Below are 22,509 nucleotides of genomic sequence, written 5' to 3' on the forward strand. Positions count from 1 at the left end.
CGAACAACGGTGGATCTGATCTTGGTCTGACACGCCGAGCGGTGCTTGGCGGGAAGGACTGACGATGTCAGAAACACTCGATCCTGTGGCGATGGAACTGGATCAACGGCAGCTGGCTGAGCAGCTGCTGGCGCAGGCGAAGGAACAAGGAGTCGAATTGGTCGGCCCCAACGGGCTGCTCAATCAGTTGACCAAGAACGTGCTTGAGACCGCGCTGGACGCGGAGATGGCCGAGCACCTGGGTTATGACAAGCATGACCCAGCGGGCCGTGGCAGCGGCAATTCCCGAAACGGCACCCGGGCCAAGACGGTGCTCACCGAGATCGGGCCCGTCGAGATCGAGGTGCCCCGTGACACCAACAGCAGCTTCGACCCGCAGATCGTCAAGAAACGACAGCGTCGCCTGACCGGTATTGATGAGATCGTATTGTCGTTGACGGCAAAGGATTGACGACCGGCGAGGTCGCGGCACACTTCGCCGACGTCTACGGCGCCACCGTCAGCAAAGACACCATCAGCCGGATCACCGACAAGGTGGTCGGCGAGATGGCCGAATGGTGCAACCGGCCGCTGGAAGCGGTATATCCAGTGGTCTTCATCGACGCCATCTTCGTCAAGATCCGCGACGGGCAGGTCACCAACCGGCCCATCTACGTGGCCGTGGGGGTCACCTGCGCAGGCGAGCGCGACATCCTCGGGCTGTGGGCCGGCGAGGGCAGCGAAGGCGCCAAGTTCTGGCTGTCGGTGCTCACCGAGATCAAGAACCGCGGCACCGGCGATGTGTGCATCGTGGTCTGTGACGGATTGAAAGGATTGCCCGAGGCAGTCAACACCGTCTGGGACCGAGCGATCATCCAAACGTGCGTCATTCATCTGTTGCGCAACACCTTTCGCTACGCGTCCCGCAAGTACTGGGATCAGATCGCCCGCGACATTCGGCCGGTCTATACCGCGGCGACCGAGGCCGCGGCCAAGGAACGCTTCGTCGAATTCACCGCGAAATGGGGTCCCCAGTACCCGGCGATCATCCGGCTCTGGGAGAACGCCTGGAGCGAGTTCGTGCCCTTCCTGGACTACGACGTCGAGATACGTCGGGTCATCTGCTCCACGGATGAAATCGTCAAGGTGAGCGGTGATTGGTGGCGGGTTTGCGGGGTTGCCAGTGGGCGACGAGGACTTCGTAGGCACGTTCGGCCTGTTCGACGACCGCGTTCTCTTCGTCGCGGCGGTGCTTGCTGTTATAGGCCGCGCCGGGCTGGCGGTAGTTGCCGCGGCGTGACGGCGCCCCGGCGGCCAGTTCGAGCTTTCGGCGCTTGTGGGTGACCAGCCCTGGTCGAGCGAAGGCGTAGTCCTGGTCCTTGGTCACCAAATGCCATGCGAGCACCGTCATCTTGCGGGCGGTGGCCACGATCGCGGTCTGAAATCCGCGTCGGGATTTGATGCGCTGATAGAACGCACGCAAGGGCCCTGGTGCGCGACTGGCCGACCAGGCCGCCTCCACCAGCACACCACGCACATGGGCGCGACCGGCTTTGCTGATCCGACCGTGCACCGGCGCGGAATTCCCGGACTGGCGCACCTTCGGGTTGAGCCCGATATAGGCCACTAACTTGTCGGGATCGTCGAACCGAGAGAAGTCGCCGACCGCGGCCACAATGGAGATGCCGGCGATCGCATCGACACCAGGGATGGTCATCAACCGGGCCACCATCGGATCGGTGAGCGCTTCTTGGGCCAGCTCTCTATCGACCAAAGCGAGTTCATGGGCGTGAAAGTCCAACTGACGCAACAACGCCTGCACGCTGGCGCGTTCATCGGCAGGTAACGGCTGACGCGAGAGCCAGTGCCGACCGGTCTTGCCAAACAAATCCGACACCGGCGGCGTCGGTGCGAGGTTACGGGCCAGGATCGCGTGCACCTGATTCTTCAGCCGAGTCCGTTGACGCACCACGTGAGCACGACGCATCACCTGCCGGCGCAGACTGCGGGTCCGATCGTCGGGCAGCCACACCGGTGGCAGAAAATCCGCTGCCAGCAACTGCGCCAAGATCCGCGCATCGACCTTGTCGGTTTTCACCTTCGCCTCGGCGATCGCCCGCGTCTTCGACGGGTTCGACACCACCACACGGGCCACCAGCGGTGTGAGCAGAGTAGCGATCGCATCGCTGTTTCCGGTGGCCTCCAACGCCACCTCATCATCCGGGCGTAGTTCAGACGCCCACGCCCGCAATGCTTCTGGCGTCACTCCGATCTTGCCTTCGTCGCGGAGGATCCCGTCCTCGACCACCGCCAGCTGCGCGAACTCGCGGTGCACATCCATGCCGACATATCTGACCACCGCCTGGTTCTCCCTTCCGTGCTGATCACTTGGCCGGGGAACCGCTGGGACGGAACGACACCTACGGATACGCGCTCGCAGCGCAGCCGGACAAGTCGCAGGGGCGGCCAACTACTAACACGGGCTCGCAGCCCATCGAGCAAGAACGGCCTGCCCATACGTGTTCCCCGAAGGCCCCTGTTCCGGACGGTCGCACCGTATGCCTAGTACGTCTGACCAGGCAAGACAGAACCACGTGGGCCTCCACCCCATTTCATACCGGGTACCAACGCCGTGGAGTCGATCAACGCCCGCTACCGGCGCGCGATTCGCGCCCGCGGGCATTTCCCTACCGACCAAGCTGCCCTGAAATGCCTGTATCTCGTTACCCGATCACTAGATCCGACCGGGCGAGGTAGGGCACGATGGGCAATGAGGTGGAAGCCCGCACTCAACGCGTTCGCAATCACCTTCAACGGCCGGATCACCCCGACCGGCAACTAACAAATGCCAAGGTCGGATCCACCGTTAATCAGACAGCCCCGCCACGTCACACTTCGTGGTGTTGATGCGTGCGGGACTGTGGATTTAACGGTGTTTCCGGCCTAACACGCTGAGGGTTCCTCGGCGAGGAAGGTGCCGTGATGACGACACTGGATGATGTGACCAAGAAGAAGCAGGCTGAGCAATCGGCCGAGCAGCAGGCTGCGGCCGAGCTGGTCCGGTTGGCGCAGGAGCAGGGGCTGTCGCTGACCGGACCGGACGGGCTGCTCAAGCAGCTGACCAAGACGGTGATCGAGACCGCACTCAACGAGGAGATGACCGAGCACCTGGGTTATGAGAAACATGACCCGGCCGGAGTGGGCGCGGGCAACATCCGTAACGGCACCCGCGCCAAGACGGTGCTGACCGACACCACCGGCCCCGTTGAGCTCGATGTGCCACGAGATCGGGCCGCGACGTTCGAGCCCCAGATCGTCAAAAAGCGCCAACGACGGCTCTCAGGCGTCGATGAGGTGGTGTTGTCGCTGTACGCCAAAGGCTTGACCACCGGCGAGATTTCAGCGCATTTCGCCGAAATCTATGGCGCTTCGGTATCCAAGGAGACGATCAGCCGGATCACCGACAAAGTCATCGACGAGATGAATGACTGGGCGGTGCGGCCACTGGATGAGACCTACGCGGCGATCTTCATTGACGCGATCGTGGTGAAGGTCCGCGACGGTCAGGTCGCCAACCGACCGTTCTACGCTGCCATTGGCGTCACCCTGGCCGGCGAACGCGACATCCTGGGCCTATGGGCAGGCACTGGTGGTGAGGGCGCGAAGTTCTGGATGAGCGTGCTCACCGATCTGCGCAACCGTGGCATCAAGGACGTGTTCTTCGTCGTCTGCGACGGACTCAAAGGGCTGCCCGAAGTGGTCGGTAACGTCTGGCCGCAGGCGATCGTGCAGACCTGCATTATTCACCTGATACGCAACACGTTTCGGCTCACCTCCCGTAAATACTGGGACGAGATCAAACGTGATATCAAACCGATCTACACCGCGGTCAACGCCACCGCGGCCCGCACAGCCTTCGACGAGCTGGCCGAGAAGTGGGGACAGCGTTACCCAGCGGTGATCCGGCTCTGGGATAACGCCTGGAACGAGTTCATCCCGTTCCTGGACTACGACGTGGAGATCCGCCGGGTGATCTGCTCGACGGATGAAATCGTCAAGGTGAGCGGTGATTGGTGGCGGGTTTGCGGGGTTGCCAGTGGGCGACGAGGACTTCGTAGGCACGTTCGGCCTGTTCGACGACCGCGTTCTCTTCGTCGCGGCGGTGCTTGCTGTTATAGGCCGCGCCGGGCTGGCGGTAGTTGCCGCGGCGTGACGGCGCCCCGGCGGCCAGTTCGAGCTTTCGGCGCTTGTGGGTGACCAGCCCTGGTCGAGCGAAGGCGTAGTCCTGGTCCTTGGTCACCAAATGCCATGCGAGCACCGTCATCTTGCGGGCGGTGGCCACGATCGCGGTCTGAAATCCGCGTCGGGATTTGATGCGCTGATAGAACGCACGCAAGGGCCCTGGTGCGCGACTGGCCGACCAGGCCGCCTCCACCAGCACACCACGCACATGGGCGCGACCGGCTTTGCTGATCCGACCGTGCACCGGCGCGGAATTCCCGGACTGGCGCACCTTCGGGTTGAGCCCGATATAGGCCACTAACTTGTCGGGATCGTCGAACCGAGAGAAGTCGCCGACCGCGGCCACAATGGAGATGCCGGCGATCGCATCGACACCAGGGATGGTCATCAACCGGGCCACCATCGGATCGGTGAGCGCTTCTTGGGCCAGCTCTCTATCGACCAAAGCGAGTTCATGGGCGTGAAAGTCCAACTGACGCAACAACGCCTGCACGCTGGCGCGTTCATCGGCAGGTAACGGCTGACGCGAGAGCCAGTGCCGACCGGTCTTGCCAAACAAATCCGACACCGGCGGCGTCGGTGCGAGGTTACGGGCCAGGATCGCGTGCACCTGATTCTTCAGCCGAGTCCGTTGACGCACCACGTGAGCACGACGCATCACCTGCCGGCGCAGACTGCGGGTCCGATCGTCGGGCAGCCACACCGGTGGCAGAAAATCCGCTGCCAGCAACTGCGCCAAGATCCGCGCATCGACCTTGTCGGTTTTCACCTTCGCCTCGGCGATCGCCCGCGTCTTCGACGGGTTCGACACCACCACACGGGCCACCAGCGGTGTGAGCAGAGTAGCGATCGCATCGCTGTTTCCGGTGGCCTCCAACGCCACCTCATCATCCGGGCGTAGTTCAGACGCCCACGCCCGCAATGCTTCTGGCGTCACTCCGATCTTGCCTTCGTCGCGGAGGATCCCGTCCTCGACCACCGCCAGCTGCGCGAACTCGCGGTGCACATCCATGCCGACATATCTGACCACCGCCTGGTTCTCCCTTCCGTGCTGATCACTTGGCCGGGGAACCGCTGGGACGGAACGACACCTACGGATACGCGCTCGCAGCGCAGCCGGACAAGTCGCAGGGGCGGCCAACTACTAACACGGGCTCGCAGCCCATCGAGCAAGAACGGCCTGCCCATACGTGTTCCCCGAAGGCCCCTGTTCCGGACGGTCGCACCGTATGCCTAGTACGTCTGACCAGGCAAGACAGAACCACGTGGGCCTCCACCCCATTTCATACCGGGTACCAACGCCATCGAGTCCCTCAACGCCCGCTACCGGCGAGCGATCAAGGCACGAGGGCATTTCCCGTCTGAGCAGGCCGCGTTGAAGTGCCTATATCTCGTGACCCGATCCCTGGACCCGACCGGTGTTGGCAGGGCACGATGGATGATGCGGTGGAAGCCAGCGCTGAATGCGTTTGCAATCACTTTCGGCGACCGATTCCCGGCAGCCGAAACCTACTGATGGAAACCGCCGGAAACACCGTTAGCGAGATAGTCCCGCGTGCTGGGCTGTCGACAGATCGGTGAGCGGCTAGGAAGTCGTCGGCGATGCGTGCGCAGTCGTCGGCGGTGGTGGCGCGCAGGCCGGTTATTCGCGCGAATGCCAGCGGGCCGATGAGTTGGCACAAAGCCAGTTGTGGGTCGAAGTCGTCGAGTTCGGCTCGTGCTGTGGCGTGTTGCAGAACGGCGTCGAAGGGCCAGCGGTACTGCTCGATGACGCGGGCGCGCAGGGCCGTGGAGGCGTGCTGTTCAGCTGGCGCGGCGGGGCCAAGCGCGAGCCAGGCCAGGACGGTGACGTGCAGCGGCGCCTCAGCGAAGACGCCGGCCTGGCGGGTCAGCAGCTCAATGAGTTGTTCGCGCAGCAAGCCTGGGGCGGGTAGCAGTGATTCGACTTGGGGAAGTAGCCGTTCGAAAGTGGCCGCGAGCAGGTGTGACGAGCTGTTGAATTGGCGGTAAAGGGTGGTTTTGGCGACTTTGGAGGCTTTGGTCACCGCGTCGACGGTGACGGCTTCGATGCCGCCGCTGGTGAGCAAGGCTGTTGCGGCGTCGAGAAGCCGGTTGCGGGATCGAGTTCGCCGCGGGTCGACATCGTCGACGCCGGCGCTGTGGGCTTGCGGCAGGCTGCTCATTCTTCCTCGCTTCGCGGTTGACCATGCTCCTGGCTGACGGTTCCATGTGGAGCCCGCTATAGTTCCGGCAGTATCGGAGCGAAACCGATGGTAGCGAAAGGCCGTTAGTTTGTCTGATCGCTTGGTCGACGAGGGTAGCGCGCCCGGCGACTTGCCGGTGTCGGTCCCGCAATTGCTGCCCTACCACACTTCGACATGTTTGGGTTGTGGGCCGCAGAATCCGCATGGCCTGCATTTGGTGGCACATCGCAGTGGCGATTCGGTATACGCCGATGTGACGTTCACCGACCGCCACGTCGGCGCTCCCGGGCTTGCCCACGGTGGTGCTGTTGCTGCGGCGTGCGACGACGTGCTGGGTTTTACGCCGTGGCTCATTGGAGCCCCGGCAGTCACTCGCCGCCTGACTGTCGAGTACTTGCTGCCGGTTCCACTGAACCAGCCTCATCGGATCACGGCCCACATTGAGATGCGACAGGGCCGCGCGTTGCACGTCAGAGCCGCTGGCGTCGGCGGCGATGGGATCATCCGCTTCACCGCCGATGCGGTGTTCGTGCTGGTCGACGCCGAACATTTCGCCGCTCACGGCGACGTGTCCGGTTTTGGCGGCCTGCTGGAGCAATTCGGTCGCGATGGGGTGTCCCGAAACGGCCTGGCTCGATGAGCTCACCGGACTTGCGCGCTCACCCAGCCACGAAGAAATTTGGCGCCAATGCGTCGCCTGCGCGCGGCGTGAGCGCCGCACCGCACCTGGCAGCGGAGCGATGGGAAGCGTTGCTGGATGAGGCGGTGAGATTGGCGTCGGTGGGCGGCTACGACGCCGTGCAAATGCGCGCAGTTGCCAAACATGCCGGCATGGCCGTGGGCACGTTGTATCGCTACGTTCCGTCGAAGAATTACCTGCTGGCGGTCGCGCTGACGCGTCAATTTCACCGTGTGGAGGCAGGCTGGCACTGGACGGCCGGCGCCGCTACGCCCGCGCAGCGACTGGGTGTACCTGGTCATAAGGTTGGTCGCAGTCTGCTGACGGGCGGTAGCCCGCCGAGTGCGCTGTGACGGCGTTCAGTGTTGTAGTGCTTGAGCCAGGGGGCAAGGGCTGCGGCACGCTGGGCGTTGGAGGTGAAGACCTGTCGGTAGGCCCATTCGGTTTGCAGGGTGCGGTTTAGGCGCTCGACCTTGCCATTCTGCCAAGGGCAGTGCGGCTTGATGAAGATCTGACTGGCGCCGATCTCGGCGCAGATCGCGCGCAGCGACCAGCGATAGGCCCAGGCGTTGTCGGTCATGACGCATTCGATGGCGGGGATGCCGTGATCGCGAAAGTACGCGGCTGCCCGCTGCAAAAAGGCGGCGCAAGTTGGGCCTTTCTCGTCGGGAAGAATCTCGCTGTAGGCCAGCCGGGAATAGTCGTCGACTAGAGAGTGGACGTAGTCAAAGCCGATGCCCGCCTTGTGGTCTCGCACCCTATTGGCACGGCCAAGAGCCCGCCAACCCCCGCCTTCGGGGACGCAGCCGAGCTTTTTGACGTCCATGTGGACCAGCTCGCCCGGTCGCAGCCGCTCATAGCGCACGGCCGTGGACTTCGAGGAACGTATCAGCTCGCCCGTCATCGGGTCGCAGTCCCGCAGATACGGCACCCCGCGTCGGCGGAGCACCCGTGACACAGTACGGGCGCTCACACCGAGCTTTTCTGCGATCTCATCCGGGCCGCACCGGTGGCGCTGGCGCGAGGCTACGATCCGGTTCTCCAGGCTTTGCGGGGTTCGTGTGGGCATCGTGTGAGGCCGCGAGGACCGGTCAAATAAACCCGCTTGTCCGTCAGCATCGAACCGGGTGATCCAGGTATGCACGCACTTGCGCGACAAGCCCATCGCCTCGGCGATACGAGCTTTGGCCCAACCCGCTCGATGCCGTTGCACGATCAGCAGCCGGCCGCGAAAGGTGGTACGGGCATTACGGTGAGACATGAGAACCTCCGGACGGTGATGGACCTCGACAAGCCACACCCCACCCGGGGGTTCTCCTCACATCAAGCCGACACGCCTGCTACCAACGTCATGACCGGGTACAACTAGGGCGTGTCTGACAAATGGGATAGCCAGAGGGTGATGGCGCGCAGGACCGCTGCGCCGCGGTAGACGAGGGCGAGTTTGTCGTAGCGAGTGGCCAGCCCGCGCCATTGCTTGACGTCATTGAAGTTTCGTTCAACGACGTTGCGGCCCTTGTAATCCTCGGCGTTAAAGGCTGGGGGCCGGCCGCCACGTGCACCTCGGCGCTTGCGGTGGGCGATCTGATCGGATGGTTCGGGAATGACCGCACCGATGCCGCGGCGGCGTAGCCGTGTTCGTGTTGCTCGGCTGGAGTAGGCCTTATCGCCGCGGAGGCGATCGGGGCGGGTCCGTGGTCGGCCGCCGCGGCGGCGGTCCACTTTCAAGTGTGCGAGCAAATGCTCCAACACCGGTCCGTCGTGGGCGTGGCCGGCGCCCACGAGCACCACCAAGGGTCGTCCGCGGCCGTCGACGAGATGATGAATTTTGCTGGTCAATCCGCCGCGGGAGCGGCCAATGCCGTGGTCAGGCGGCTCGATCGTCAGATTCGTGTAATTCGACCCAGCCCCCCGTGTCGCGGGTGATGTTCGTGGCGTGTTGGTGAGCACGAGCGATCGTGGAATCCACCGCCACAGCCCAGTCGATGATCCCGGCGTCGGCGGCGGCGGTCAGCAACCGGGCCAGCACGACATCCCAGGTGCCTTCGGCACTCATTCTTCGATGCCAGGTCCAGATCGACTGCCATGGCCCGAACACATCGGGCACGTCTCGCCAGGCAATGCCGTGTTGGCGTCGTCTGAAAACTGACCCCGTGTCCCCGCCGTTGACATGCCGCACCGGGTAACGGTAAATGATGCCCTCGACCATCGAGCGGGCATTCTGAAAGGGCCTGCCCCGCTTACCTGTCCGAGCCGGAAGCAGATCTTCGATCAAGGACCACTGAGCATCGGTGAGCAACTGAAACCGCGACATAGCTCAAGCCTCAGGCACAACACCCCAAATCTTTGTCAGACACGCCCTAGACCGGCTCAGCGCCTATCTGCACGACCGCTGGCAGCGCGATCCACTGCTTACCGAAGCCATGGTCAAGGCTTTCCGGGTCACTGACAGCACCGCGGCTGACGTGGTGAACGAGGCCGCCGGGGTCATCGAAGATCTCCTGGCGGCACCCTCGCCGGCGGCACGCCCAGCCTTCTCGATCGACGTGTCGCCGGGGTCATCGCGGACATCTGGCTGGCGAATTTGACCGCTTTCATCGGCCGACGGGCCTCGGCGTCACAGACCCGCGATCGCATCACTCGAGCCACCCGGCGGATATTGGCCAATCTGGCATTGTCATCAACGGCCCGACGACCGTGACCCAAGGCGACGGTATTGGGCATGCGCATCGTTGCGGCATCGCCGAGGGCCTTGTCGGTGGTGGCCGGAGTCTGTGGCAATGCGACAGAAGACTGATGATGTCGCATCCGAAAGCGGGAGGGCCGCCAATTCGCTTTCGTTACGTCGCTGGTCGGTTCGAGTCAGGTGCATCGTGGCGATGACATCATCGCGGCGGGGTCAGGCGCCTGCGGCCACCCGAGCGGTGGCCCCACGGATCGCCTGCTCGACGCCGCCGAAGACTGTTTGCGGGATAGGGGGCAGTCGGGCACCACCATGGAGGACATCGCGGGGCGTGCCGGGGTCTCGCGCGCCACGGTGTACCGCTACTTCTCCAATCGCGAGTCCGTCGTGTCCGGTTTCATCCTGCGGGCAACGGAGCGCTACCTGCGACGCATTGCTCCGCGCATCGCTGAACATGCCGATTTAGGTCCGGCGAGCGTCGATTTCGTCGAGGAGACGGTACGGGCGGCTCACCGCGAGCCGATCATCGGTGTGTTGTTCGGCAGCGCCAACGATTTAGCCGGTGTCGGGTTGGCCGAAGGCACGTCGGTGGCACTATTCGACCTCGTCGCCGAATTCCTACGACCGGTCTTCAAAGAGTGGTGGGGATCAATTAGGGTCGGGGGTGTCAGTTGACGACGCCGCCGAGTGGATTCTGCGCGTCATCCTCAGTCTGATCGCGGTGCGCGGCCCCCGCCAGCGCAGTCCCGACGGCGTGAACACCTTCCTGCGCCGTTTCCTGCTGCCGTCGTTGCTTTCCACCGCCGAGTCTGGCGGCATGCAACAAATCTTAAGTAGTGTCTTAAGTCATGACGATTGACTCCGACGCCGCTCGAGAGCGCTAACCGTGCAGTTTGCGCAGAACGCTTTGGCGGTCGCGGAAGAGGCTATCCGGTTATCTGGGTTTCGCCACACCGAGTTCAGCGCCGGGCGACTGGTGGTGGAGATGGATGCCCGCGCTGACCTGTTTGACTGCGTTCGGCGATCCGCTCGGCGGATGCCCGACCGCGATGGTCGACCACTGCCTGGGTGTGGTGTTCTATCCAGTCATCCCGGCCGGATCATGGGCCGCGATCACGGAGTTCAAGCTGAAACGGCTTGCGCCCGTGTCACACCGCGTGTGCGTCGCCGTGGTCGAGATCATCGCGCTGGAAAAGCGTAGCGGGGTCGGCAGAATCGACATCAGCAACGACGGGAGCGCAGTGCGCGCCGCCCAAGGAACCGTAACCGTGGTGCGCCCAACGACCGGGGTCGACGTGAGCGCGAAAGTCAGCATTCCCCTGACGGCTCTAGCTGCCCGATTCGCACGGCTGCGCCGATGACGCTCACGCACTTCAACGGCAACGACGGTGTTAGGCTTGCCGCGGATTGTTACCGGCATCCCGATTCCCCCGCTGTCGTCCTCCTGCTACACGGCGGAGGTCAAAACCGCCAGGCGTGGGCGGCCACCGCGCACCAGTTACACGAAGCTGGCTACACCGTCATCGCCTATGACGCCCGTGGTCACGGAGACAGCGCCTGGGATCCCACCGGACACTACGATCTCGACGTGCTGGCGTCGGATCTTCTGGCCGTACGTGCGCAAGCGTCAAGCGACCGCCCCGTAGCGGTGGTGGGTGCGTCTCTGGGCGGCATGACCGTTCTCGGGGCGCACCGACTCGCAGCCGCAGACCTGTGGGCCGCAGTAATCCTGGTCGACATCACCCCGCGCATCGAGTTCGACGGAGCACGCCGTGTCGTATCGTTCATGGCCGCCCACCCTGATGGATTCGGCAGCCTCGACGAGGCGGCCGAATCCATCGCCGAATACAACCCACACCGCGCACGGCCGCGCAGTCTGAACGGACTCCGCAAAGTGTTACGGCAGCGCGAGGACAATCGGTGGATCTGGCGATGGGACCCGGCTTTCGTGACCTCCAACTTCCACTTCTTGCGCGGCGATCCCGCGGCCGGTGCCGAGGAGTTCAACGCCATCACCGACCTGCTGGTCGACGGAGCCCGCCGCGTACGGGCGCCGACGCTGCTGGTGCGCGGTGTGCTCTCCGACGTCACATCGCAGCAATCGGTCGATGAATTCCTGCAGGTCGTACCGCATGCCCAGACAGTGGACGTCTCGGGCACAGCCCACATGGTCGCCGGCGACGACAACGACGCCTTCACCGCGGCAGTCGCGGACTTTCTGGACCGCACCATTGCGGCAAAGTCGTGACGCTGCCCGCTGAACCCATCCCTACTGCGAGTCGCCTGCCGCTGCGCCGCCGGCGCGACGGTGAGTGGCTGCCGGCGTGGTCTCACTGGTATTGAGTGACAGCACGTAGGCGCCGAGGCTTCCGAGGAAGCCTGCGCAGTGGGCCACGAGTTCGTCGGTGCGGAAGTCGAGTTCGTCGTCGAGCCAGCGGCGCAGCACCTCGAACAGCCCGCCCACCCCCAGGGTCGACGCCAGATGGGCGACGCTTACTGCGGAGTCTGGAATATCGAGGCGCACTCTAGCCTCGCGCAGCACGAGGTCGGCGAATCCAGCCATGAGTTGGCTGCGCAATTCACGTAGCAGCGGTTCGGTTGCCGATTCGACAAACAAAAGCCGGCCCAGCCGCCGGTCGCTTTCGATCATCGTGATCAGCGCGCGAATCGGAGCGTGTGCCAACACCTCGGGGGTCGCTCCCGCGTCGGGGATCGCTTGGACTATTACCTCCTGGAAGGTGGCGTAGAGCTGCTGGTAGACCGCCCGCAACAGCTCGTCCCGATCGGTGAAGTGTTGATAGAAGTACCGCGAGGTTACCCCCGAGGTTGCACACACCGCCGTCACCGTGGCCGCCGTCACGCCCCGGGTGCCGATCAACTCCACGGCAGCATTGATCAAGCGCTCGCGGCGGCGGCGATGACGCTGCTCGGCCGACATTCCGCTGTACACCCGGACCGAACGCACACGCATAGTCTTGCACCCACATCTGACTAGACGTAAAGTCAGATTTGTCCACTACGAACAAGGGGCAGCGTGATGAGCAACGAGTCGTCGATATCGTCGAGAACACGGGTGCTGCCCAAGGCCCGCCGGGTCCGTTTCGCATTGCCTTCGGGCACCACTCGCCAGCATTTCGTGGGCGGCGAGCTGGTGATGAGTCACTTTATTTCGACCTTGTCGGCAACGTTTCCCGAAGGCGAAGACTTTTTTATTCGGTCAGTGCGCCAGTACCGTGACCAGATCAGCGACCCTGACCTTCAGGAGGCGGTCACGGGATTCATCGCGCAGGAGGCCACCCACCGTTATCAGCATCGGCTGCTCAACGAGCGGTTGCAGGCGATGGGTTATCCGACCGACCGGATCGATCGGCACATCAAAAAATTGGTTGCCCGGTTGGAGCAGCGCTTCTCCCCGGTCCTGCGCCTGGCTGTCACCGCCGCTCTCGAGCACTACACGGCGACACTGGCCGAGATCATCTTGACCAGTGATGAAGCCCAGAAACTGATCGGCGACACCGAGGTCCGGCCGATCCTGCTGTGGCATGCGTTCGAGGAGTCCGAGCACAAGGCCGTTGCTTTTGATGTCTTACGGACGATCGGGGCCACCGAACGCACCCGCGTCTGGGGAATGCGCGTCGCTTCGCTGATCTTGTTCACCGAGTTGATCGCCCAAACGCTCCGGTCTATGGCGACTGACCGTGCTGCATATCATCCGAGACGAATGAGGGCCAGCCTGAGGGCATTTCGTCGTTCCCCCATGTTCAGTCCCGAGGCGGTGCAACGCTTCCGTTCTTACACTTGCCCCGGGTTTCACCCTGACGACTGGGACAGCGCCGACGTCCTGCGCCGCTGGGCAGCCGAGTTGTTCGACGCCGACGGCGCCCAGCGGATCGGGCAGCCGGCCGACGCGCCAAGGGCCTAGTCTCATCCAGAGACAAACACGCCGGTAACCGGATCCCCGACGTCGAAGCTGCCACCGCCGATACAGGGGTACAGTCAATCACGCCGTGCTGCAACCTATTTCGGCATGTTCTGACGTGAGCGACTTTCATTCCCGCTGCCAGGCGGCTGCCGCTTATCGGGCGAAGGTGTCGTGCTCGGTGGGGTGGGTGTGCATGAGCGGGCCGTAGCGCTGTCGGAGTTCGTTGATGATTTCGGTGAAGGGCAGGTCGTGGTACCAGCCGCGGTCGTGAAGGTATTCCATGTGGTGGTGGCCTTCGCTGTCGAAGGCGTGCAGGAGTGCGTCGTGTTCGCCGTCGAAGTCGATTGGGGGCACACCGAATCGGGCGCATAGTTCGGCGTTGAACGCCGGTGTCGCCTTGACCCAGCGGTTGTTGACGAAAAGTTCGCTGTAGCCGTGGTAGACGAACAGGTCGGTACCGCCCATGCGGGCCCGCAGCGTGTCGGTTTGTAGGTGGTTGCGCACATCGGCGAAACCCAGTCGGGCTGGTATACCCGCGGCGCGGGCCGCCGCGGTGAGCAGGACCGCCTTGGGGACGCAGTAGGCGCGGGTAGCGGTGGCGACGTAGCTGGCTCGGTAGTGACCGGGATCGTCATCGACGCTGTAGGGGTCGTACCAAATCGTGTCGCGGACAGCGGTGAAGATGCGTTGGGCTCGTGTCACCGGATCGTGGCTGTCGCCGATCGCCGCCCGGGTGAAGCGCTGAACATTGTCGTGGCGCCAGTCCAGGAACTCCGTCGTTGCCAGAAAACTCGGGTGCTGCCCGGTGGATGTGTCGGTCACTGAGCGCCTTTTGTCCTCGCCTCGATCGCGATATGGCCTGTCAGCGATCGCGCCGCGTGGTCCAAGGCCTCGGCAAGACACCGCTCGGCTTCGGGCAGTCCGGCGGCCAGATGGGCCGCCGCAGCACAGCGGTCCCGCACCGAAAGGCTGTTGTCCATGGCTTTCTCGGCGACAGCGGTCCACAGGTCGGCTGCTCCACGGGCCGCTGCTGCCGCGATGGCGACCGCGTCGTTGTCCAGCAACTCGGCGATGTGCTGGCAGCCGTGAGCTTGCAGGCGGCGGAACAGTCCGCCACCGGTACCGGCCTTTTCGATGAACGCGCCAAGCCCGAACAGTGCTTCTGCGAGCGCATCGTCGTCGAAATAGTCAGGCCAGCAGCGCACGTCGTCGGCGAAAACCCGCACACCAGGTAACCCGACCCCTGCCAGGTCGGCGTCGTTGAAATTTAGAAGCGGCGGCCCGTCGGCCTCGCCGCGCATCGACGCCGCGCTGGCTGCCAGCGCGGGCCCGCTGATCACGGCCAGTTCGGGAACGTGGCGTGGCCAGTCGATCAGATAGGTGGTGTGACGGGTCGGCACCGGGAACCCGGTCGAGCACCGGGCGCGTCGCAGGTTCTCATACGGAACGCTTTGGATGGTGTCCCGGTCGTTGTCGACAACATAGGCCAGTTGATGATCGTCGTCGTAGCCGACGATCACGACATCGTGGCGGCTCATGCTCAACCGCACCCGAAGATAGGGCAGCTCGGCGATGTCGGCCCACACCATCACCGGCCGGCCGGCGTCGATCTCGCCGGTCACCCATGCCCAGCCGACGTCGGCGTCATCAGTCGAGGCCACCCGCAGCCCGGCGCCGATACGGGTCAGGTAGTCCTCTTCCAGCCCGCCTCCACGCCCCACCAGATAGATCTGCGGCCGCAACCGGGCGCAGCGGATGTAGCTGAAGTCCACGGCACCACCGAGAGCGAACACCAGCCCCTCGGTTGGCGGCTCAGATCCCCAGCCGAGTTCGGCCCATTCGGTGAGGTCCCGCAGCGCCGACGACCCGCAGTGCCCACCCATTCGGTGCCGGTAGGCGATCTGTCCTGTGCCCAAAGCCTTTCGCGCCTTTCGCTCGTCAGAATCGGATGAGTCCGCGGATGTTGCGGCCTGATCTCATGTCGTCGTATCCCTCGTTGATCTGCTCGAGGGTGTATTCCCGGGTGATCAGCTCGTCGAGTTTGAGTTGCCCGGCGTTGTAGAGTTCGACCAGCCGCGGGATGTCGTGGACGGCGTTGGACGACCCGTACAGCGCGCCGCGGATCTGCTTCTCGTACAACGTCAATTCCAGCAGCGATCCCGACATCGAGGCGTCGTCGGGGTGCCCGATCGCGGTCACCACCACCCGGCCCCGCTTTCCCACCAATGACAGCGCCTCACCGATGTAGGACGCCTCGGCCACGTCGGTGGTCAACACGCACACGTCGGCGAGTTTGCCTCGGGTCAGATCGCTGACCAATGCCCACGCCTGATCGATCGTGGCAGCAGTGTGCGTCGCGCCGAAGCGGGCGGCCTGCTCGCGTTTGAACGCGACCGGGTCGACCGCGACGATCGTCAACGCTCCGGCGATGCGGGCGCCCTGGATGGCGTTCATGCCGATACCGCCCGCCCCCACCACGACCACGGTGTCCCCGGCGCGCACCTCCCCGGTGCGCACCGCCGACCCGTACCCGGTGGTGACACCGCACCCGATCAAGGCTGCTTTGTCCAGCGGGGTTGCGGCGTCGATTTTGACCAGTGAGGCTTGCGGCACCACGGTGTACTCGGAAAACGTTCCCAACAAACACATCTGACCGATGTCCTGGCCGCGGGCGTGGAAGCGGTAGGTGCCGTCGATCTGGGGTCCCATCATGATCGCCGCACCCATCTCGCACAGGTTGCCCATGCCGCGCGCACAATACGAGCAGCGTCCGCACGCGGGCAGGAACGTCAAAACGACCGAATCGCCCTCTGCGACGTCGTCGACGCCGGGCCCGACCGCGGCCACAGTGCCGGCACCTTCGTGTCCGCCCACCACCGGCAGCGGGATGGGCAGGTCGCCGGTGACCAGGTGTTCATCGGAGTGACACAACCCGGTCGCGGTCAACCGGACCAGCACCTCGTCGGGACCGGGGGGATCGAGCTCAACCTCCTCGACCTCCCATTTCTGGCCCAGATCCCACAGAATCGCTGCGCGTGTCTTCACCGTTTCACTCCTTGCACTGGATGTTCCTATTTATCGACGGGACAAGATCAACCGAGGGTCTCGATGACCAACGCGCCGTCGGCGTGCTGCCGGCGGAGTGTTTTTTTGTCGAACTTGCCGGTCGAAGTCAACGGGACCTCGGCGACGAACGTCCACCGCTCCGGCAGCCACCACTTGGCCACTCGGTCGCGCAGAAAGTCCGCCAGTTGCGCGGCGGTGACTGTGTGCCCGGCGTGTGGCACGATGACCGCCAGCGGCCGTTCCTGCCATTTGGGGTCGGGCACGGAGATGACCGCCGCGGTACGCACCCCGGGGTGCGCGGCCAATTCGTTTTCCAGTTCCACCGAGGAAATCCATTCACCGCCGGACTTGATCACGTCTTTGGCCCGGTCGGTCAACGTGATGAACGCATCCTCAGAGATCGTGCCGACATCACCGGTCGGCAGCCACCCGTCGGCAGTAACCGCTGCGGTGTCCTGGCCGTAGTAGCGTTCGGTGATCCACGGACCGCGCACCTGGATCTCCCCGACCGACTCGCCGTCCCAAGGCTGTTCGACGCCCGTGTCGTCGACGATGCGGGATTGCACGCCGGCCACCACCCGACCCTGCGTCGCCCGCAGTCGCTGCGCGGTATCGGCGGGGTCGGTGTGGCGCGGCAGGGCCACCGAGGCCAGCGGCGAGGTTTCTGTCATACCCCACGCCTGCACGATCCGGATGCCCAACTCGTCAAACGCGCTCATCAACGACCGCGGCACCGCAGATCCCCCGCACGCCACCAACTTCAACGAACTCAAGTCATGGCCGGGATTGTCGCCCAGGTAGTGCAAGATGTCGGTCCAAATCGTCGGCACCGCACCCGACATCGTCGTCCTCGTCGCCTCGATCATCTCCACCAGCGGCGCGGCCTGCAAGAACCGATCCGGCAACACCAGCTGCGCGCCGGCCATCATCGCCGCATAGGGCAGCCCCCAGGCGTTGGCGTGAAACATCGGCACAATGGCCAACACCGTGTCGTCATGACCGATGCCCAACGCGTTCGCCGTGCAGGCGGCCTGCGAATGCAGCCACGTCGAGCGATGGCTGTAAACCACTCCTTTCGGGTGACCGGTGGTGCCGCTCGTATAGCACATCGCCGCGGCGGCGCGCTCGTCAAGATCGGGCCAGTCGAAGGTCTCCGGCTGGCCCGCCACCAGCTCCTCGTAGCGCAGCACGGTTTTCCCGCAACCATCCAACAGCGCCAGATCACCCTCACCGGTGACCAGCACCGTATGAACCGACGCCATCGTCGGCAGCGCCGCCGCCAGCACGCCCAGCACCGTGTCATCGACGATGACCACCCGGTCATCGGCATCGTTGGCGATCCACGCCAACTGCTGCGGCGGCAACCGCAGATTCAACGTGTGCAGCACCGCGCCCATCGACGGCACCGCGGCGTAACTGTCCAGGTGCTCTTGATTGCTCCACTGCAACGTCGCGACCCGCTCATCACCGCGCACACCGACCTGACGCAACGCGTTGGCCAGCCGGGCCGCCCGAACCGCCAACTCCCGGTAAGTCACCCGAGAAATGTCGCCGGGACCGCGCGCGCTGAACACCTCCCGCTCGCCATGCACCGTCGCCGCATGCCCGACGATCCCGGCGACACCCAACTGAACGTCCTGCATCGTCGATTTCACCGCGGCACCACCGCGCTCAGCAAACCAGTCCAGGGCTGCGGCTCACGCATCGATGAGGTCCCGACGCTGCGCGGCCTCCAACATCAGCCGATACTCCGGAAACAAATTCTTGGCCTGCGGTATCAGCTTGATCAACTTGGCCACCGGACCCTTGGCCCGCACCGTGCCCGTGGCCATCGCGACCGTCAAGTTCACCTTCCCCAACCAGAACCTGTTTCCCATGTCCGCCGACATGAACAACTCCACATTGGGCACCGCCGCACTCGACGCACCGGTCTCGACGACCTTATTAGGCATATCCACCGTCACCACCGCATCCGGATCGGTGTAATGAACCCGCAACACCACCCCCGAACCCGCCAGCTTGTCAGCCAACCCCTCCTTATCCAGCCCACGTCGGAAAATCCCACCCAGATAGGCGTAAACCTCATCCTCATCAGCAAAAACAGCCATTTCAACCTCATCTCGTCGGAACAACTAATTGCACGGCCTTGTGAACCGCAGCTTGATTACGACATCCGGCGGACCGATAACACGACACCAGCAACGCCGGCGGCGCGGTGCCCGCTGGGCCGCACCCAGGCAGCAACACGCCGTTTCGTCAACAATCGGCTTGCGAACGTTGCTGACTGAGTGGTGCGGCCGCACGGGATTGCTCAGCCCGGGAGGGTCGCTGTCTAGCCCGACAGCTCAGGCTGAAGCGCCGGCCAGCGCTTTGCGGTCTTCATCGGCGAATTCGTCTTCGAGTTGCACCGGCGTGTAGTCGACGTCGATGTCGGCGACGGGGCGTCCTCGGGCACTCTCGATGGTCCCCAACCTGCGCATCCCTTTATCGGTCGCGTACTTGGCCAACTCGTCGACGGTCAGGCCGAACGGGATGTGCTCGCCGTAGGGGGCCAGGAGGTCTTCGATCATCTGCACGCCCAGCGGGATCAGCTCCTGCATTCGCGTTTCGAACACCGACCAGTTCGTGTCGTCGGCGGCGATGTGACGCCGGCAAGTGAACGTGCCCCACGCCATGTGGCGGCGCTCGTCGTCACCGATACGGCCAATGAACTCCTGCATACCGGGAAGAATGCCGCGGTCTACACAGATTTTATGCCAGGCGTAGTAGCCGGTCAGCGCCAGCATCCCCTCAACGATGTGGTTGTAAGTTGTGGCCGCACGGATTTGGGCAGCGGGTGACGGATCCGCGACCAAGGCGCCGAGTGATTCGGACAGCTCCTCGTTGAAGATCTTCCGGTAAATCGGGGAGTGATAGCCGTGCAGGTCGTCGGTAATCCCCATGGCATCAAGCCATAACCGAAATCCCTGCGTGTGCTTGGCCTCCTCGAACGCGAACTGGGTCAGATACATCTCGTCACCCAGCCGGCCCTCGGCCCGCATCGCAGCCATGAACGGCTGGATGTCCTGTGTGACCGCTTCTTCGCCGGCCAAAAAAGCCGCGCACAGCCGCACCGCCAAGTCCCGTTCGCTGTCTGACAATGTCTCCCAGTCCGCCCGGTCGCGGGAGAAGTCGATGGCCGCCGGGTCCCAAAATTTCGCGTTACCGCCGGCGAAAAGCTTGAGCGGCAGACTATCCCAGTTGAGCCCGCCCTCTGCGAGCGAACCATAATCGGACCTCGTCATGATTGTGACCTCCTTGTCATCGTAGGAAAATTAGTGCGTAGGACTTTTGCGGTACGTGGATTCGGGCCTCCTTCACATCATGTGCACGCTGCTGTCTGCCTGCGGGACAGCTCAGTCATGGCATCGCATGGACCGCTGCGTGGCGAGGATGACGGCGCGAACGCGGCCACCATGACTGACACCAGGCGGCGCACCGCCAGATGCGGCTGCTCCGGTGTGGGCTCATCAAGGCCGAGGACCGGATCCATCCCGCGGACGTGCGGCGCCAGCGCCAGATGCGGAAACAACAGCAGCAGCAAGGACAACAAGACGGCCGTATCAGCATCGGCGTTCAGGTCACCGCGCGTGTGCGCGTCACGCACCAAAGGGCGCAACACTTCGAGGTAGTGGCGGTGAACCACCGTCTGCACGCTGACGCGGGCCTCACTATCGACTTCCAAGCTCGCGGCAGCGTGCAAAGCACGTTCGCGAGGATGCTCGGCGAAATACGTGATCCAATCGTCGAGCAGGTCGGTGAGGAAGTCGAAGAACGGCCGGCTCGAATCGAGTTCGCGGATACGGACCTCCAGATACGACCGCACCCGCTGGCTAGCCACGTCGGCGACGAATGCGTACAAGTCGCGTTTGTCAGCGAAATACTGAAAGAGGCTCCCCTTGGCCACTAGCGCACGGCGTGCGATCACGTTCAGGCTGCCGCCTGAAAACCCATGCGCCGCGAACTCGGCTTCGGCCGCCTCTATCACGGCTGCGCGACGGGCTGGATCGACACGCGCCCACGTAACCGTCGGCATCCCACCTCCTTGTCGCGATCCGTCAAAAATAATGACCACTGGTCATTGTAGCATGATGCAGGTCACAGTCAATGCCGCGGGGGAGGCTTTCCGAGTCGAAATAGACTGTGCAAGAGGCACGTTCAGTTGCGAGCCGTCATCCGATGGGTGAAGTCTGGGCCGGTGTAGGTCAGCGATCATCCGCCCCCAGCGTTGAGGAAATCTCGTGACGTGAGCGCGGGTACCGCCACTGCGGGTCATGACCTTCTCAGCGCGACGCGGTGGTCGCTGAGAGGGTAGTCGGCATGGCGATTTGCGGGGGCGCAAGGTAGCTCAGGCTACAGGGATCGCGCGATGATCTCTTTCATGATTTCGTTAGTTCCGGCGTAGATTTTCTGGACTCTCTGGTCGACCCAGAGACGAGAAATCGGGTAGTCGTTCATGTATCCGTAGCCGCCATGCAGCTGCAAGCAATTATCGATGACGGTCATCGCGTGGTCTGTCGTCCACCACTTCGCCATCGCTACGGTTTGCACATCGAGCTTGCCGTCGAGATGCAAACAGATGCAGTGGTCGAGGAAGACACGCGCGATGCGGGTTTCGGTGGCGGCTTCAGCCAACGTGAACTTGGTATTCTGAAAGCTGAACAGATTGCGGCCGAACGCTTCTCGTTCGTGGGTGTAACGCAAGGTGTGCTGCAACGCCGTTTCCATGGCGGCGACGGCACCGACTGCGACGATCAACCGCTCCTGTGGCAGCTGAGTCATCAGCTGGATGAAACCCTGACCTTCGGTTTCGCCGAGCAGGTGGGACTTGGGCACGCGCACCGCGTCAAAAAACAGTTCGGAGGTGTCTTGGCCGTGCTGGCCGATCTTGTTCAAGACGTGCCCGCGGCGGAACCCGGGCCGGTCGGCCTCCACGACGATCAACGAGATGCCGCTGGCTCCGTGATTTGGATCAGTTTTGGCGACGACGATTACGAGGTCAGCTTGTTGACCGTTGGTGATAAAAGTTTTGGAGCCACTGATCACATAGTCGTCGCCCTCCGCTACTGCTCGCGTGGTGATATTCTGCAGATCGGAGCCGGTGCCGGGCTCGGTCATCGCGATCGCACCGATAAGTTCGCCGGAAGCCATTTTAGGCAGCCAGCGCTGCTTTAATTCTTCTTGGGCATACTGAAGGACGTAGTGCGCGACGATGCCGCTGTGCAGGCCCGCGCCCCACGAGCTGTCAGCGATGCGGGCTTGCTCTTCGAGTAACACTGCTTCGTGGGCGAAAGTTCCGCCGCCACCGCCGTATTCGACCGGTATCGACATACACAGCAGGCCGAGATCTCCGGCGCGCTGCCACAACGCCCGGTCAACGTGGTGCTGTTGGGCGAACCGCTCCCGGTGAGGTGCGAGTTCAGTGGCGCAGAACTTGGCAGCCAGCTCGCGGACTGCGTCGAGTTCTGAAGTGCGCCAGGGCGAGTTGAGGTTCATCAAGAAGCCTTTCTGCTGTCGAGCCTGTCGAGATTCGCTGTCAAAAATCAGTTCGGCGTCAGAATCGCCTGGCGGCTGTGCGGCTACGTTTGCTTGTACCGCAGCGGATTTCGCGCCGACGCCAGCCCGGGCAGAATCGTGTCGAAATGAGCTAGGGACAATATCGGCCCGCCAAGAGACAGTGCGGGCGTGGAACTGT

Annotated in this window: 21 protein-coding genes and 6 pseudogenes; 12 read left to right on the plus strand and 15 right to left on the minus strand. The window is 63.6% G+C overall.

The features are described 5' to 3' along the window. Positions 1–64: 64 nt before the first annotated feature. A pseudogene (locus tag G6N56_RS19650) lies at positions 65–1,146 on the plus strand (IS256 family transposase); the annotation flags it as partial. Here G6N56_RS19650 and G6N56_RS19655 read toward each other — a convergent pair. Beyond that, on the minus strand, positions 1,121–2,320 hold the full coding sequence (locus G6N56_RS19655) for an IS110 family RNA-guided transposase (protein WP_082278410.1): 1,200 nt from the start codon (positions 2,318–2,320) through the stop codon (positions 1,121–1,123). The pseudogene G6N56_RS19650 and the gene G6N56_RS19655 sit on opposite strands and share 26 nt — an antisense overlap. Before the next feature lie 273 nt (positions 2,321–2,593). Here G6N56_RS19655 and G6N56_RS19660 point away from each other — a divergent pair. After that, positions 2,594–2,821 (plus strand): annotated as a pseudogene (locus G6N56_RS19660) (transposase); the annotation flags it as partial. Positions 2,822–2,961: 140 nt separating this feature from the next. Beyond that, a pseudogene (locus G6N56_RS19665) lies at positions 2,962–4,059 on the plus strand (IS256 family transposase); the annotation flags it as partial. On the opposite strand, the gene G6N56_RS19670 reads toward G6N56_RS19665, so the two are convergent. Then, positions 4,034–5,233 carry an IS110 family RNA-guided transposase gene (locus tag G6N56_RS19670; protein ID WP_082278410.1) on the minus strand — a complete coding sequence of 400 codons (1,200 nt, stop codon included), beginning with the start codon at positions 5,231–5,233 and terminating at the stop codon, positions 4,034–4,036. The pseudogene G6N56_RS19665 and the gene G6N56_RS19670 overlap by 26 nt on opposite strands. Before the next feature lie 273 nt (positions 5,234–5,506). Here G6N56_RS19670 and G6N56_RS19675 point away from each other — a divergent pair. Beyond that, positions 5,507–5,737 (plus strand): annotated as a pseudogene (locus tag G6N56_RS19675) (transposase); the annotation flags it as partial. Here the strand turns inward: G6N56_RS19675 and G6N56_RS19680 are convergent. Then, on the minus strand, positions 5,697–6,404 hold the full coding sequence (locus G6N56_RS19680; protein WP_051472936.1) for a TetR/AcrR family transcriptional regulator: 708 nt from the start codon (positions 6,402–6,404) through the stop codon (positions 5,697–5,699). The pseudogene G6N56_RS19675 and the gene G6N56_RS19680 overlap by 41 nt on opposite strands. A 151-nt stretch (positions 6,405–6,555) precedes the next feature. On the opposite strand from G6N56_RS19680, the gene G6N56_RS19685 reads away from it, so the two are divergent. Together G6N56_RS19685 and G6N56_RS19690 are read left to right on the plus strand one after the other, a co-directional pair. Then, positions 6,556–7,065, plus strand: coding sequence for a PaaI family thioesterase (locus G6N56_RS19685; protein WP_042792068.1), 510 nt, complete (start codon positions 6,556–6,558; stop codon positions 7,063–7,065). Further along, entirely contained in the window at positions 7,062–7,457 is a 396-nt protein-coding gene (locus G6N56_RS19690; RefSeq protein ID WP_082278413.1) for a TetR family transcriptional regulator, read from the plus strand. The genes G6N56_RS19685 and G6N56_RS19690 overlap by 4 nt, the downstream gene beginning before the upstream one ends. Here G6N56_RS19690 and G6N56_RS19695 read toward each other — a convergent pair. From G6N56_RS19695 to G6N56_RS29850, 3 genes are all read right to left on the minus strand, one after another. Beyond that, positions 7,403–8,365, minus strand: coding sequence for an IS481 family transposase (locus tag G6N56_RS19695; RefSeq protein ID WP_042792067.1), 963 nt, complete (start codon positions 8,363–8,365; stop codon positions 7,403–7,405). The genes G6N56_RS19690 and G6N56_RS19695 overlap by 55 nt on opposite strands. A gap of 104 nt (positions 8,366–8,469) precedes the next feature. Beyond that, a complete protein-coding gene (locus tag G6N56_RS29845; RefSeq protein ID WP_408632635.1) occupies positions 8,470–9,054 on the minus strand; it encodes an IS5 family transposase in 585 nt (194 codons plus the stop codon). Then, positions 8,972–9,418, minus strand: a complete 447-nt coding sequence (locus tag G6N56_RS29850) for an IS5/IS1182 family transposase (protein ID WP_042791995.1) — start codon at positions 9,416–9,418, stop codon at positions 8,972–8,974. The genes G6N56_RS29845 and G6N56_RS29850 overlap by 83 nt, the downstream gene beginning before the upstream one ends. Before the next feature lie 28 nt (positions 9,419–9,446). Here G6N56_RS29850 and G6N56_RS19705 point away from each other — a divergent pair. The 5 genes and pseudogenes from G6N56_RS19705 to G6N56_RS19720 all read left to right on the plus strand — a co-directional run bounded on the left by G6N56_RS19705 (position 9,447) and on the right by G6N56_RS19720 (position 12,035). Then, a pseudogene (locus tag G6N56_RS19705) lies at positions 9,447–9,805 on the plus strand (hypothetical protein). A 294-nt stretch (positions 9,806–10,099) separates the two neighbouring features. Further along, positions 10,100–10,462, plus strand: a complete 363-nt coding sequence (locus tag G6N56_RS29855; protein WP_408632636.1) for a TetR/AcrR family transcriptional regulator — start codon at positions 10,100–10,102, stop codon at positions 10,460–10,462. Further along, the gene (locus G6N56_RS29860; RefSeq protein WP_408632637.1) at positions 10,452–10,646 is read left to right on the plus strand and encodes a hypothetical protein; all 195 of its coding nucleotides are present in this window, start codon (positions 10,452–10,454) and stop codon (positions 10,644–10,646) included. The genes G6N56_RS29855 and G6N56_RS29860 overlap by 11 nt, the downstream gene beginning before the upstream one ends. 27 nt (positions 10,647–10,673) lie before the next feature. Continuing rightward, positions 10,674–11,073, plus strand: a pseudogene (locus G6N56_RS19715) (PaaI family thioesterase); the annotation flags it as partial. Positions 11,074–11,144: 71 nt separating this feature from the next. Beyond that, the gene (locus G6N56_RS19720; protein ID WP_042791994.1) at positions 11,145–12,035 is read left to right on the plus strand and encodes an alpha/beta fold hydrolase; all 891 of its coding nucleotides are present in this window, start codon (positions 11,145–11,147) and stop codon (positions 12,033–12,035) included. A 21-nt stretch (positions 12,036–12,056) separates the two neighbouring features. On the opposite strand, the gene G6N56_RS19725 is transcribed toward G6N56_RS19720, so the two are convergent. Then, positions 12,057–12,725: a TetR/AcrR family transcriptional regulator gene (locus G6N56_RS19725; protein WP_042791993.1), complete on the minus strand. Its 669-nt coding sequence runs from the start codon at positions 12,723–12,725 to the stop codon at positions 12,057–12,059. Positions 12,726–12,824: 99 nt separating this feature from the next. Here G6N56_RS19725 and G6N56_RS19730 point away from each other — a divergent pair, with 99 nt between their 5' ends. Then, complete coding sequence (locus G6N56_RS19730; protein ID WP_042792065.1) at positions 12,825–13,709, plus strand: metal-dependent hydrolase; 885 nt, start codon at positions 12,825–12,827, stop codon at positions 13,707–13,709. A gap of 153 nt (positions 13,710–13,862) precedes the next feature. On the opposite strand, the gene G6N56_RS19735 is transcribed toward G6N56_RS19730, so the two are convergent. The 8 genes from G6N56_RS19735 to G6N56_RS19770 form a co-directional block, all read right to left on the minus strand. Next, positions 13,863–14,531, minus strand: coding sequence for a transglutaminase-like domain-containing protein (locus G6N56_RS19735; protein ID WP_042791992.1), 669 nt, complete (start codon positions 14,529–14,531; stop codon positions 13,863–13,865). Next, positions 14,528–15,592 (minus strand): BtrH N-terminal domain-containing protein, encoded by a 1,065-nt coding sequence (locus G6N56_RS19740; protein WP_051472934.1) that lies wholly within the window; start codon positions 15,590–15,592, stop codon positions 14,528–14,530. Before G6N56_RS19740 ends, G6N56_RS19735 begins: the two co-directional genes overlap by 4 nt. A 55-nt stretch (positions 15,593–15,647) precedes the next feature. Continuing rightward, a complete protein-coding gene (locus G6N56_RS19745; protein WP_042791991.1) occupies positions 15,648–16,754 on the minus strand; it encodes an NDMA-dependent alcohol dehydrogenase in 1,107 nt (368 codons plus the stop codon). Between the two features lie 47 nt (positions 16,755–16,801). Continuing rightward, positions 16,802–18,418, minus strand: a complete 1,617-nt coding sequence (locus G6N56_RS19750; RefSeq protein WP_042909773.1) for a long-chain fatty acid--CoA ligase — start codon at positions 18,416–18,418, stop codon at positions 16,802–16,804. Positions 18,419–18,472: 54 nt separating this feature from the next. Then, on the minus strand, positions 18,473–18,883 hold the full coding sequence (locus G6N56_RS19755; RefSeq protein ID WP_042791990.1) for an SCP2 sterol-binding domain-containing protein: 411 nt from the start codon (positions 18,881–18,883) through the stop codon (positions 18,473–18,475). Between the two features lie 237 nt (positions 18,884–19,120). Next, positions 19,121–20,059, minus strand: a complete 939-nt coding sequence (locus G6N56_RS19760) for a R2-like ligand-binding oxidase (protein ID WP_042791989.1) — start codon at positions 20,057–20,059, stop codon at positions 19,121–19,123. 77 nt (positions 20,060–20,136) lie between these two features. After that, positions 20,137–20,850: a TetR/AcrR family transcriptional regulator gene (locus tag G6N56_RS19765; RefSeq protein ID WP_051472933.1), complete on the minus strand. Its 714-nt coding sequence runs from the start codon at positions 20,848–20,850 to the stop codon at positions 20,137–20,139. 317 nt (positions 20,851–21,167) lie between these two features. Then, entirely contained in the window at positions 21,168–22,310 is a 1,143-nt protein-coding gene (locus tag G6N56_RS19770) for an acyl-CoA dehydrogenase family protein (RefSeq protein ID WP_180150374.1), read from the minus strand. Positions 22,311–22,509: the final 199 nt, after the last annotated feature.

The sequence above is a fragment of the Mycobacterium saskatchewanense genome (genome assembly GCF_010729105.1).
GTDB classification, from domain to species: domain Bacteria; phylum Actinomycetota; class Actinomycetes; order Mycobacteriales; family Mycobacteriaceae; genus Mycobacterium; species Mycobacterium saskatchewanense.

Excerpts from the sequence above, each read along its gene's own strand:
- G6N56_RS19655 (WP_082278410.1), bottom strand. The coding sequence starts at position 2,320 with ATGGATGTGCACCGCGAGTTCGCGCAGCTGGCGGTGGTCGAGGACGGG.
- G6N56_RS19670 (WP_082278410.1), bottom strand. The coding sequence starts at position 5,233 with ATGGATGTGCACCGCGAGTTCGCGCAGCTGGCGGTGGTCGAGGACGGG.
- G6N56_RS19680 (WP_051472936.1), bottom strand. The coding sequence starts at position 6,404 with ATGAGCAGCCTGCCGCAAGCCCACAGCGCCGGCGTCGACGATGTCGAC.
- G6N56_RS19690 (WP_082278413.1), top strand. The coding sequence starts at position 7,062 with ATGAGCTCACCGGACTTGCGCGCTCACCCAGCCACGAAGAAATTTGGC.
- G6N56_RS19695 (WP_042792067.1), bottom strand. The coding sequence starts at position 8,365 with ATGTCTCACCGTAATGCCCGTACCACCTTTCGCGGCCGGCTGCTGATC.
- G6N56_RS29850 (WP_042791995.1), bottom strand. The coding sequence starts at position 9,418 with ATGTCGCGGTTTCAGTTGCTCACCGATGCTCAGTGGTCCTTGATCGAA.
- G6N56_RS29855 (WP_408632636.1), top strand. The coding sequence starts at position 10,100 with ATGGAGGACATCGCGGGGCGTGCCGGGGTCTCGCGCGCCACGGTGTAC.
- G6N56_RS19720 (WP_042791994.1), top strand. The coding sequence starts at position 11,145 with ATGACGCTCACGCACTTCAACGGCAACGACGGTGTTAGGCTTGCCGCG.
- G6N56_RS19725 (WP_042791993.1), bottom strand. The coding sequence starts at position 12,725 with ATGTCGGCCGAGCAGCGTCATCGCCGCCGCCGCGAGCGCTTGATCAAT.
- G6N56_RS19730 (WP_042792065.1), top strand. The coding sequence starts at position 12,825 with ATGAGCAACGAGTCGTCGATATCGTCGAGAACACGGGTGCTGCCCAAG.
- G6N56_RS19740 (WP_051472934.1), bottom strand. The coding sequence starts at position 15,592 with ATGGGTGGGCACTGCGGGTCGTCGGCGCTGCGGGACCTCACCGAATGG.
- G6N56_RS19750 (WP_042909773.1), bottom strand. The coding sequence starts at position 18,418 with ATGCAGGACGTTCAGTTGGGTGTCGCCGGGATCGTCGGGCATGCGGCG.
- G6N56_RS19755 (WP_042791990.1), bottom strand. The coding sequence starts at position 18,883 with ATGGCTGTTTTTGCTGATGAGGATGAGGTTTACGCCTATCTGGGTGGG.
- G6N56_RS19760 (WP_042791989.1), bottom strand. The coding sequence starts at position 20,059 with ATGACGAGGTCCGATTATGGTTCGCTCGCAGAGGGCGGGCTCAACTGG.
- G6N56_RS19765 (WP_051472933.1), bottom strand. The coding sequence starts at position 20,850 with ATGCCGACGGTTACGTGGGCGCGTGTCGATCCAGCCCGTCGCGCAGCC.
- G6N56_RS19770 (WP_180150374.1), bottom strand. The coding sequence starts at position 22,310 with ATGAACCTCAACTCGCCCTGGCGCACTTCAGAACTCGACGCAGTCCGC.